We start from the raw sequence: 6,762 nt of genomic DNA, 5'->3' as shown, positions 1-6,762 counted from the left end.
CCCGGCACGCTCCCCCGAGCTCTCGACTCCGCTCGAGCAGGGGGTACCCCCACTCGCCGCACCAACCGAAATCCCAAGTACGTACAGCACGAGGGCTTTCGTCCGGCATGCCGAGAGCGCGCACCGGACACCGCGGGCACCGCACAGGACCTTCGAAACACCCCCGAGGGCCTGTCGTCTGGATCAGGTCGCAGGAACGTTGCGCCGCCTTTCAGCGCCGGTGAGCGGGGTCCGGTGCGTGCAGCTGCAAGGCGGAGGAGGGCGGCGACGCGATGGGGTCCCCCCTACTCGAGCGGAGTCGAGAGCCTGGGGAAGTCGGCAACCGACGACAACGCGGCAGATGCGCGTGTCAGACCCCGCCTCTGCGGCGTGCTCCAAACGACAGGCCCGGGGGCTGCGGTTACGGGCGCCCGCGCTGGCCGCGCAGGTGCTCCGCGATGGGCTTGAGGGCCTTGTCGAGCTCGGTCAGGGCCTCGGGGGACAGCAGGTCGATGAAGTGCCTGCGCACGGACGCCACATGGTGGGGCGCGACCTTCTGCATCGTCGTCATCCCGTGGTCGGTCAGGACCGCGTAGAGGCCCCGGCGGTCCGACTCGCAGTTCTCCCGCCGGACGAGGTTCGCGTTCTCCATGCGCGTGATCTGGTGCGAGAGGCGGCTTTTGGACTGGAGGGTGGCGGAAGCGAGGTCGCTCATCCGCATCCTCTGGCCCTCGGACTCGGAGAGATTCACCAGGATCTCGTAGTCGTTCATTGTCAGGCCGAACGGCTGCAGGTCCTTCTCGAGCTGGTACGTCAACAGCCTGTTGACCTCCAGGTGGGTGCGCCAAGCGCACTGCTCCGCATCGGTCAGCCAGCGGGTGGCCGTCTCGGTCTCCATGAATGAAGTCTACCTAAAATGTTGAAAGGCGAACTAGTGAGGGGTGGCATGTGACCGCGCACGCCTGGCGAACAACAGTGCGCAGACGTTCGATGTCACACTCCGCAGACTACCGCTCACAGCCCGAAGCGACGCTGGAGGTCCCCCAGCTGTCCGGGAAGGCGCGGTACGCCGGCCTGCCCCGCCTGGGGGCTGTGCGCCCCGCCACCGGGCACGCCGGCCTGGTGCGGAACGGTCCCCGTGGCCTGCTCGGCCATCAGGGTCTCGGACGACTGGAGCAGCACCGTCCCGGCGCCGACGAACTCGAACTGGTGCTCCTCGCCGGAGGCGCCGCCGAGGCCCGTCAGTGCACGTAGACCGCCCATGACGCCGGTCATGTACCCATGGTCGTAGTGGTGGCACGGGGAGGGGCAGTCGGCCCAGCCGACCAGGGCCTGGGGGTCGACCCTGATCGGGGGTTCCATGAACACCACCGGTCCGTTCGACGCGGCCACGAACTTTCCGGTTCCGATGAGGGTCAGAAAACCCGGCACGATTGATTGCTTCAGTGACAGAGTTGGCTGAAAAGCAAGCAGGTTGCCGGAGCGAATGGTCAGGTTGCCGTCCTCGAGGTCGTACGAATTGACGTCGAAGGCCCGGTCGGCGAGGAGCATCTTGCCCGAACCCTCCGCCACGACCCAGTCGCTCGCGTGCAGTGGCGAATGGAAGGAGGTGCGGACGAGGCGGTCCAGCCGGCCGTGCCCGACGCCGTTGAAGTCGATCGACCCGTAGTAGGCGATCATCTTCCCCTTCTGCAGGAACCACTGGCTCCCCTTGAGTTCCACGCAGAAGGTGTACGCGTTGACGTTGTCGTCGGCCGGCAGCGTCGCCGGGTCGAGGACCGCGGGGCCGGCGCCCGGGGTTCCGTACGTGCTCACAGCTTCTCCTCCGACGCCTGGACGTACACCGCACCGCTGCCGCTGAGCTCCAGCTGGAACGCCTCGCCCGAGCCGCGGCCCACCATGTCCCGCCAGCCCAGGGCAGTGGACAGTTTGTTGCGGACGTCGCCGTGGTGGGCGACGTAGGCCTGCGGGTCCACATGGACCGGCCGCTGCGGGCTGATCGGGATCTCGATGACGCCGCCGTGCGCCATGACCGCGACGGCCCCGTGGCCCTTCAGCGTCGTCGTGAACAGTCCCTGACCGCTCACCTGGCCCCGCACCATGCCCATGACGCCGCCCTGCGAGCCCAGGAACAACGTGCCCTGCTGGAGCGTGCCCTCGAAGGCCAGGAGGCGGTCCGCCTCCACGCAGAGGGTGTCGCCGGAGAGCCGGATCACCTGGATGTGGTGCCCGCCGTGCCCGAAGAGGACCGTGCCACTGCCCTCGACGGCCATCAGGGGCGTGTCCTCGTTGGCGACCCGGCGGCCGATCATCGACATGATCCCGCCCTGGCCGCCGGCCATGTTGGGCGTGAACGACACCTCGCCCTTGTACGCGAGCATCGCGCCGCGCTGACTGAACAGCCGCTGCCCCGGCGTGACCGTCGCCTCGACCATCTTTCCGTTGATCTCCCGGAAGGCCATCTCACACGTCTCCCGCGATCGTGTTCCGCTCGCTCGGCTGCACGTACACCAGGCCGTCCCCCTCGAACCGCATCTGGAAGGCCTCGCCGCCGCCCTCCCCGAGCAGGGTGCGGAACGTCACACCGGACTGGAAGGACTGCCGCAGATTGCCTTGGTGCGCCACGTACGCCCCGGGGTCGACGGTCAGCGGGTACTGCGCGCTCACCCGCAGCACCATCGCCGGGCCGTCCGACATGATCGCCGCCTGGCCGTGGCCCTCGACGGTCGTCGTGAACAGCCCGTTCCCCTGTGAGGCGCCGCGCAGGCCCGTGAACTCCGTACCGGTGCGCAGCCCGCCGTCGGTCGCGAGCAGGTTGCTCGACTCGACGTAGAGCTTGTCGCCCTGGATGCTGACCAGGTTGATCTCGGAGGCGCGGTCCGCGAACCAGCAGGTCCCCCGCCCCTTCACCTCCATCAACGTCATCTGCTCACCGGTCAGCCGCCGGGTCACCATGCCCCGGATGCCCTCACCGCCGCCGCTGAGCTTCTTGAAGGCCATCTCCCCGTCGTACGCGACCATCGAGCCGTTCTTCGCCTTCACGGCATCCCCGGTCATGTCGACGGCGAGCACCTTGCTGCTCTGAAGTCGGAACATCGCCACGACTGGAAGGTAGCCGCAGGCCGGGCCCCGCGAACAGGGCCTGTGGGTGGAGGACGTCCCTGAGTGCACCCCTAGGGGCCTGGGCTCCCGGGTGGTTTGCCACAATGGGCGCGACGCTTGTGCGTGCGTTCACAAACCGTTTCTCTCCCACCGAAGGTGACCCGTGGACCTCAAGACCGCCACCGCCATCCGCCGCCTCCGCCTGGTCTCGGCCCCCGAGGCGATCTCCTTCCTCCTCCTGCTGGTCTGCTCGGTGCTGAAGCGGACCACGGACTTCAACGCCGTGCCGGTGATGGGTGCGGTGCACGGTGGGCTCTTCGTCCTGTACGTCATCTTCTGGGCCGACGCGTGGAACCGGGCGAAGTGGTCGCTGAAGACCGCCGCGCTGTACTTCGTCCTCTCGGTGCTGCCGGCCGGCGGGTTCTTCGCCGAGCGCAAACTGCGGCGTGAGACCGAGGACGCGGTCATCGCGTCCCGCGCGCGCGAGGAAGGCGTGGTGGGCGCGTGATCGTCGCCTTTTCCGTGACGCCCCTCGGGGTCGGTGAGGACGTGGGGGAGTACGTCGCCGACGCCGTACGGGTGGTACGCGAGTCGGGGCTGCCGAACCGTACCGACGCGATGTTCACGTCCGTCGAAGGGGAGTGGGACGAGGTCATGGACGTCGTCCGGCGCGCGGTCGCCGCCGTCGAGCGACGGGCGCCCCGGGTCTCCCTCGTCCTCAAGGCGGACATCCGCCCCGGCGTGACGGACGGCCTCACCTCCAAGGTCGAGACGGTGGAGCGGCACCTCGCCGAGTAGGTGCCGCGAACGCGGTGATGCGCCGGCTCCCACGACGGCCCGCCCGAAGGGCGAGACAGGGCTGACCGCCATGTGACCGGCCGGTAAGGTCGGGTTCGTGCCGAAGCCGCTCAGTCTCTCCTTCGATCCGATCGCGCGCGCCGACGAACGCTGGAAGCAGCGCTGGGGAAACGTGCCGTCCATGGCCGCGATCACCTCGATCATGCGCGCCCAGCAGATCCTCCTCGCCGAGGTCGACGCGGTGGTCAGGCCGTACGGGCTGACGTTCGCCCGCTACGAGGCGCTGGTGCTGCTCACCTTCTCCAAGTCCGGCGAGCTGCCGATGTCCAAGATCGGCGAGCGGCTCATGGTGCACCCCACGTCCGTGACGAACACCGTGGACCGGCTGGTGAAGTCGGGTCTGGTCGCCAAGCGGCCCAACCCGAACGACGGCCGCGGCACCCTCGCCAGCATCACCGACAAGGGACGCGAGGTCGTCGAGTCGGCCACCCGCGACCTGATGGCGATGGACTTCGGGCTCGGGACGTACGACGCCGAGGAGTGCGCGGAGATCTTCGCGATGCTGCGGCCGCTGCGCGTCTCGGTGGGCGACTTCGAGGAGGAGTGACCCGGGGCAAGATCTCCCGGAACGGGTCGTTACGCTCGACGGCATGAAGAAGAGCGTGCTGACCCGCTATCGGGTCATGGCCTACGTCACCGGTGTGCTGCTCGTCGCGCTGACCCTCGGCATGGTCGGCAAGTACGTCCTGGATCTGGGCGGCGCGGCTGATTTCACCCAGGTGGTCAGCATCGCGCACGGCTGGTTGTACGTCGTGTACCTGATCTTCGCCTTCGATCTCGGCTCCAAGGCGAAGTGGCCGGTCAAGAAGCAGCTGTGGGTGCTGCTGGCCGGCACGATCCCCACGGCCGCGTTCTTCGTCGAGCGCAGGATCAGCCACGAGCTGGAGGGCAAGCTCGCCGAGGACGTGCCCGCGCCGGTCAAGGCCTAGCCTAGGCGCGCTTCGGGCCCGCCGCACGCGTGCGTGTGGCGGTCGTTCTCACCCGTTCGCCAGGTCACTCCCGTCAGCCATCGACATTTACTAGGACGTCCAAGTAAATTCGAGGGTATGGATGCTGACGCCATCGAGGAGGGCCGCCGCCGCCGCTGGCAGGCCCGGTACGACGCCGCACGCAAGCGCGAGGCCGACTTCACCACGCTCTCCGGCGACCCCGTGGAGCCGGTGTACGGGCCGCGGCCCGGTGACACCTACGAGGGGTTCGACCGGATCGGCTGGCCGGGGGAGTACCCCTTCACCCGCGGTCTGTACGCGACCGGTTACCGAGGGCGGACGTGGACCATCCGGCAGTTCGCCGGGTTCGGCAACGCCGAGCAGACCAACGAGCGCTACAAGATGATCCTCCGCAACGGCGGAGGCGGGCTCTCCGTCGCCTTCGACATGCCGACGCTCATGGGCCGCGACTCCGACGACCCGCGCTCGCTCGGCGAGGTCGGGCACTGCGGGGTCGCCATCGACTCGGCGGCCGACATGGAGGTCCTGTTCAAGGACATCCCGCTGGGCGACGTCACGACGTCGATGACCATCAGCGGCCCGGCCGTCCCCGTCTTCTGCATGTACCTGGTCGCCGCCGAACGGCAGGGCGTCGACCCGTCCGTCCTCAACGGCACGCTGCAGACGGACATCTTCAAGGAGTACATCGCCCAGAAGGAGTGGCTCTTCCAGCCCGAGCCGCACCTGCGGCTCATCGGCGATCTCATGGAGCACTGCGCGGCCGGCATCCCCGCGTACAAGCCGCTGTCCGTCTCCGGCTACCACATCCGCGAGGCCGGCTCGACGGCCGCGCAGGAACTGGCGTACACGCTGGCGGACGGCTTCGGATACGTCGAGCTGGGCCTGTCGCGCGGGCTGGACGTGGACGTGTTCGCCCCCGGCCTGTCCTTCTTCTTCGACGCGCACGTCGACTTCTTCGAGGAGATCGCCAAGTTCCGCGCGGCCCGGCGGATCTGGGCCCGCTGGATGCGTGACGTCTACGGCGCGCAGTCCGAGAAGGCCCAGTGGCTCCGCTTCCACACGCAGACCGCGGGGGTCTCCCTCACCGCGCAGCAGCCGTACAACAACGTCGTACGGACGGCCGTGGAGGCGCTGGCGGCCGTGCTCGGCGGGACGAACTCGCTGCACACCAACGCGCTCGACGAGACCCTCGCCCTGCCGAGCGAGCAGGCGGCGGAGATCGCGTTGCGCACGCAGCAGGTGCTGATGGAGGAGACCGGCGTCGCCAACGTGGCCGACCCGCTGGGCGGTTCCTGGTACGTCGAGCAGCTGACCGACCGCATCGAGGCGGACGCGGAGAAGATCTTCGAGCAGATCAAGGAGCGCGGGCTGCGGGCGCACCCCGACGGGCAGCACCCCATCGGCCCGATCACCTCCGGGATCCTGCGCGGGATCGAGGACGGCTGGTTCACCGGGGAGATCGCCGAGTCGGCGTTCCGGTACCAGCAGGCCCTGGAGAAGGGCGACAAGAGGGTCGTCGGCGTGAACTGTCACGACGGGTCGGTGACCGGGGACCTGGAGATCCTGCGGGTCAGCCACGAGGTGGAACGCGAGCAGGTCCGGGCGCTCGGCGGGCGCAAGGCGGCCCGTGACGACGCCGCGGTGCGCACCGCGCTCGACGCCATGCTGGCCGCCGCCCGCAGTGGCGCGAACATGATCGAGCCGATGCTGGACGCGGTACGGGCGGAGGCCACGCTCGGGGAGATCTGCGGCGTGCTGCGGGACGAGTGGGGGGTGTACACGGAGGCCTTCAGGAACTCCTCCGGCGACAGGTCGGCGCCCACCCCAAGATCGGCCATCGTGGCGAGGTACGCGTCGCGCAGCCGGTTGTACC

General features: G+C 68.9%; 9 protein-coding genes. 5 read left to right on the top strand and 4 right to left on the bottom strand.

What is annotated here, in order from left to right:
- Positions 1-400 precede the first annotated feature (400 nt).
- The 4 genes from ABZ281_RS31330 to ABZ281_RS31315 all read right to left on the bottom strand — a co-directional run bounded on the left by ABZ281_RS31330 (position 401) and on the right by ABZ281_RS31315 (position 3,075).
- Complete coding sequence (locus ABZ281_RS31330; protein ID WP_030854309.1) at positions 401-877, bottom strand: MarR family transcriptional regulator; 477 nt, start codon at positions 875-877, stop codon at positions 401-403.
- A gap of 116 nt (positions 878-993) precedes the next feature.
- Positions 994-1,794, bottom strand: a complete 801-nt coding sequence (locus ABZ281_RS31325) for an AIM24 family protein (protein WP_356660935.1) — start codon at positions 1,792-1,794, stop codon at positions 994-996.
- Positions 1,791-2,441, bottom strand: coding sequence for an AIM24 family protein (locus ABZ281_RS31320; protein WP_356660933.1), 651 nt, complete (start codon positions 2,439-2,441; stop codon positions 1,791-1,793). The genes ABZ281_RS31325 and ABZ281_RS31320 overlap by 4 nt, the downstream gene beginning before the upstream one ends.
- A 1-nt stretch (position 2,442) precedes the next feature.
- Positions 2,443-3,075, bottom strand: a complete 633-nt coding sequence (locus tag ABZ281_RS31315; protein WP_356660938.1) for an AIM24 family protein — start codon at positions 3,073-3,075, stop codon at positions 2,443-2,445.
- A gap of 169 nt (positions 3,076-3,244) precedes the next feature.
- On the opposite strand from ABZ281_RS31315, the gene ABZ281_RS31310 reads away from it, so the two are divergent.
- From ABZ281_RS31310 to ABZ281_RS31290, 5 genes are all read left to right on the top strand, one after another.
- On the top strand, positions 3,245-3,589 hold the full coding sequence (locus ABZ281_RS31310) for a DUF3817 domain-containing protein (protein ID WP_356660931.1): 345 nt from the start codon (positions 3,245-3,247) through the stop codon (positions 3,587-3,589).
- Positions 3,586-3,879, top strand: coding sequence for an MTH1187 family thiamine-binding protein (locus ABZ281_RS31305; RefSeq protein ID WP_030854324.1), 294 nt, complete (start codon positions 3,586-3,588; stop codon positions 3,877-3,879). The genes ABZ281_RS31310 and ABZ281_RS31305 overlap by 4 nt, the downstream gene beginning before the upstream one ends.
- A 97-nt stretch (positions 3,880-3,976) precedes the next feature.
- Positions 3,977-4,486, top strand: a complete 510-nt coding sequence (locus ABZ281_RS31300) for a MarR family transcriptional regulator (RefSeq protein ID WP_356660929.1) — start codon at positions 3,977-3,979, stop codon at positions 4,484-4,486.
- A 43-nt stretch (positions 4,487-4,529) separates the two neighbouring features.
- Complete coding sequence (locus ABZ281_RS31295) at positions 4,530-4,868, top strand: DUF3817 domain-containing protein (protein WP_356660927.1); 339 nt, start codon at positions 4,530-4,532, stop codon at positions 4,866-4,868.
- A 117-nt stretch (positions 4,869-4,985) separates the two neighbouring features.
- A partial coding sequence (locus ABZ281_RS31290) for a methylmalonyl-CoA mutase family protein (protein ID WP_356660925.1) occupies positions 4,986-6,762 on the top strand: 1,777 nt, incomplete at its 3' end.

The organism is Streptomyces sp. NPDC006265, from assembly GCF_040613555.1.
Classification (GTDB): Bacteria; Actinomycetota; Actinomycetes; order Streptomycetales; family Streptomycetaceae; genus Streptomyces.
This window is presented reverse-complemented; position numbering and strand designations above follow the sequence as displayed.

What these genes read in the sequence shown, in the direction of transcription:
- ABZ281_RS31330 (WP_030854309.1), bottom strand. Translation starts at nt 877, where the DNA reads ATGGAGACCGAGACGGCCACCCGCTGGCTGACCGATGCGGAGCAGTGC.
- ABZ281_RS31320 (WP_356660933.1), bottom strand. Translation starts at nt 2,441, where the DNA reads ATGGCCTTCCGGGAGATCAACGGAAAGATGGTCGAGGCGACGGTCACG.
- ABZ281_RS31315 (WP_356660938.1), bottom strand. Translation starts at nt 3,075, where the DNA reads ATGTTCCGACTTCAGAGCAGCAAGGTGCTCGCCGTCGACATGACCGGG.
- ABZ281_RS31295 (WP_356660927.1), top strand. Translation starts at nt 4,530, where the DNA reads ATGAAGAAGAGCGTGCTGACCCGCTATCGGGTCATGGCCTACGTCACC.